Raw genomic sequence first — 2,564 nt, 5'->3', positions numbered from 1 at the left:
AGTCAAGATATTCCAAGAGTTTGCAGACAAGAAGGTTTCCATAGCAAGAGAGAAACGTGGAGTTGTCAAGGACTTCTTCATATCGAACAATGTCTATGCGTTCGACTCCTCAACAATATCATTGTGCCTTTCTGTATATTGGTGGACAGTAGTGTTCCAAAAGATACAATTCCATCGTTAGGTGCAGAGGTATTATAGGTTTCTAATATTGCCATACTTTTATCTGTTTTTTACATACTTGTCATAATCTACACCTGCAATCATTCGTTTTTTTGGAACGTAATGTGGACTTATCAGGTCTCTATCTGCTTTATACCATTTTGTTTTCATTCCTACAATGTGGAATAAAATCTGACAAACATTGTCAGTCATGAATGGTTTATCTTTTGATTCTCTTATGCTTTTAACCAAATTTGGGTATTTTTCCATAAACGGAGTTGAGAACCAAATGACAAAAGGCACTTCGTATTGATACTTTACTAAGTTGTGGGTAACTCCGCTACTTCCTGCGTTTTTTCTTCCTTTTGAATCCCTGTAATCGTATATTTCTTCTCCGTGGTCTGAGAAATAAATCATGACGGTGGTTTTGTCGGCATATCTTTCTGCTATCTTCTTAATGACATAATCGTTATATAAAGTTGCGTTATCATATTCTGCGATTTCTTGCTTTTTATCTTTTGTCATGTAGCTTTCATCGCGATTTATATCCTTGTAAGAGAATTTTGAGAAATATTTGGTATGCGGATATCTGTCGCTCGCACTAATATGTTGCCCTAAAAGATGGAAAATCAAAAGGTTTTTCTTTTCTAATCTGCTTGCTTTGCTCTTAAAGAAATCATCTACTAAATCGCCATCGTACAAGAAACTTTTATCAGACGTATAAGAGTATGCGTACTTTTTTATTTCTTTATTGTAGATGAAAGAATTAACCGAGAATGTAAAGAGAGCATATTTGGAAAAATCTCTTTGAATATCCCACATTGTAACCTGATAACCTGCTTTTTTAAATAGAATGGGGAAGTAAGGTGTTTGATACCATTCCTCGCCATCACTCAAACTATTACAACAAAATGTATTTTTCTCTACTAAGGTCGTCAAATTAAATGGTGCAACGACATCACTAAAAGCCACAAGGTTTCCTTTTTTCTGCTCTGCATCCATAAAAGGAGTTGTTTTCAGTTTGTATCCGTAAAGTGACGCGTGTGATTTTATAAAAGATTCTCCAAGTATATAAATAATATTTATAGAATCGTTTACTTCATCAGTTACAGGCTGACGATAAGTATCTTTGGCTAAATTTGCAGCTATTTTTATTTTATTATTAGTTGCGTTGAAAGCATGAATGGAATAAACAATCGATGTAAACGAATCCATGGGAAATGGAAGGTTTTTTGTTAGCCATTTTTCTAAATCCGTATAAGTCTGACATTTATACAACGTATAATATAATTTAGTGTTGTATAATCCTGTTAGAAGCAAGAAAGCTGAAAGACAGCCAAGTATGGCGGTTGTATATCTTTTTTGTAACCATTCCTTTTCTTTTATCTTTTTCCATTTCTTTTCAATAAATACGATAAAGGCTGTGAGGAGTATAACAGAAATATAAGTTATGAAAGCTCCTTTGGAAAATGCGAAAGCATTGATAAATTCGGCAGATTCTCTTCCGTTGGTTTCTGCAACAAGTTGGAAGATAAGAGGAGATATTGTTGTTCCAAAAACCAGCCAAAGGAACATGTTAACCGCAAATATAAAAATTATTATTAAATAAAACAGGATTTTTAAAACTTTACGTTTTCTTGCTATATAAGAAAATATGACTGATAGCAAGATAGCCAGGCTGTAATATTTTAAATTAGAAGCCCCCCCCAATTAAATAACGAATCTTTCAGCGTGTTAAAGACTAAACACAAAGTGAAAATAACAATAAATGGAAAGTCATCAAGTATGAAGTTTCCGAATTTAAGAATGGCTCGTAAAATTTTTTCTTTCATTGATTGTAATGAGGATGACCTTAATTCCGCAACACTATTATAAATTAAACTTTTTAAGTACCTGAGCAACAAAAAGCTCTTGCTTTGGCAAGCGGCAGAGCCGAGCGGCTCAGGATTTTGCCATGTCAGAATTTTCACTTATCTTAGTGTTGCAAAAAAAAAACAAGAGAATCCGACGATAGACATGGCGAAGATACAAATTAAATCTGAGAGACTCACTCCTTTTGGGGATTATTTTCAATCATGGAGTTCATGATTAAAGACTGAAGGGTAACAAAACCCTCACTACTACTTGTGTAATTCGAAAGAATTTCCGAAATTTGCGAATATGTAAGTTCCATTGTTTTTTCTTTTTTATAGTTTACAAATACAAAGATAAGAAAAAAGGAGCTTACACACTTTTATAGGACAGTACCTCTCTTCTACATGGATAGAATATGTTGGAATAGAAAGACAGACACAAACAGAAAGCTATATGTCGCGAAACGACTAAAGACGAATAACCGGTGGTTTATTACCACTGGGAAATAGTATCGACAAAGAAAATGAGTGCCGAGAGGTACTCAATACGGA

Annotated in this window: 1 protein-coding gene and 1 pseudogene; one reads left to right on the top strand and one right to left on the bottom strand. The window is 33.9% G+C overall.

Features of this window, described 5'->3' with window-relative positions:
• Positions 1 to 181, top strand: a pseudogene (locus HMPREF3034_RS13045) (hypothetical protein); the annotation flags it as partial.
• A 38-nt stretch (positions 182 to 219) separates the two neighbouring features.
• Here HMPREF3034_RS13045 and HMPREF3034_RS10085 read toward each other — a convergent pair.
• The gene (locus tag HMPREF3034_RS10085) at positions 220 to 1,827 is read right to left on the bottom strand and encodes a phosphoethanolamine transferase (protein ID WP_231725666.1); all 1,608 of its coding nucleotides are present in this window, start codon (positions 1,825 to 1,827) and stop codon (positions 220 to 222) included.
• Positions 1,828 to 2,564: the final 737 nt, after the last annotated feature.

Origin of the sequence: Prevotella sp. DNF00663, assembly GCF_001553265.1 — a bacterium.
GTDB lineage: Bacteria > Bacteroidota > Bacteroidia > Bacteroidales > Bacteroidaceae > Prevotella.
The sequence above is the reverse complement of the archived record's forward strand: the minus strand, read 5'-3'. Positions and strand labels throughout refer to the sequence as shown.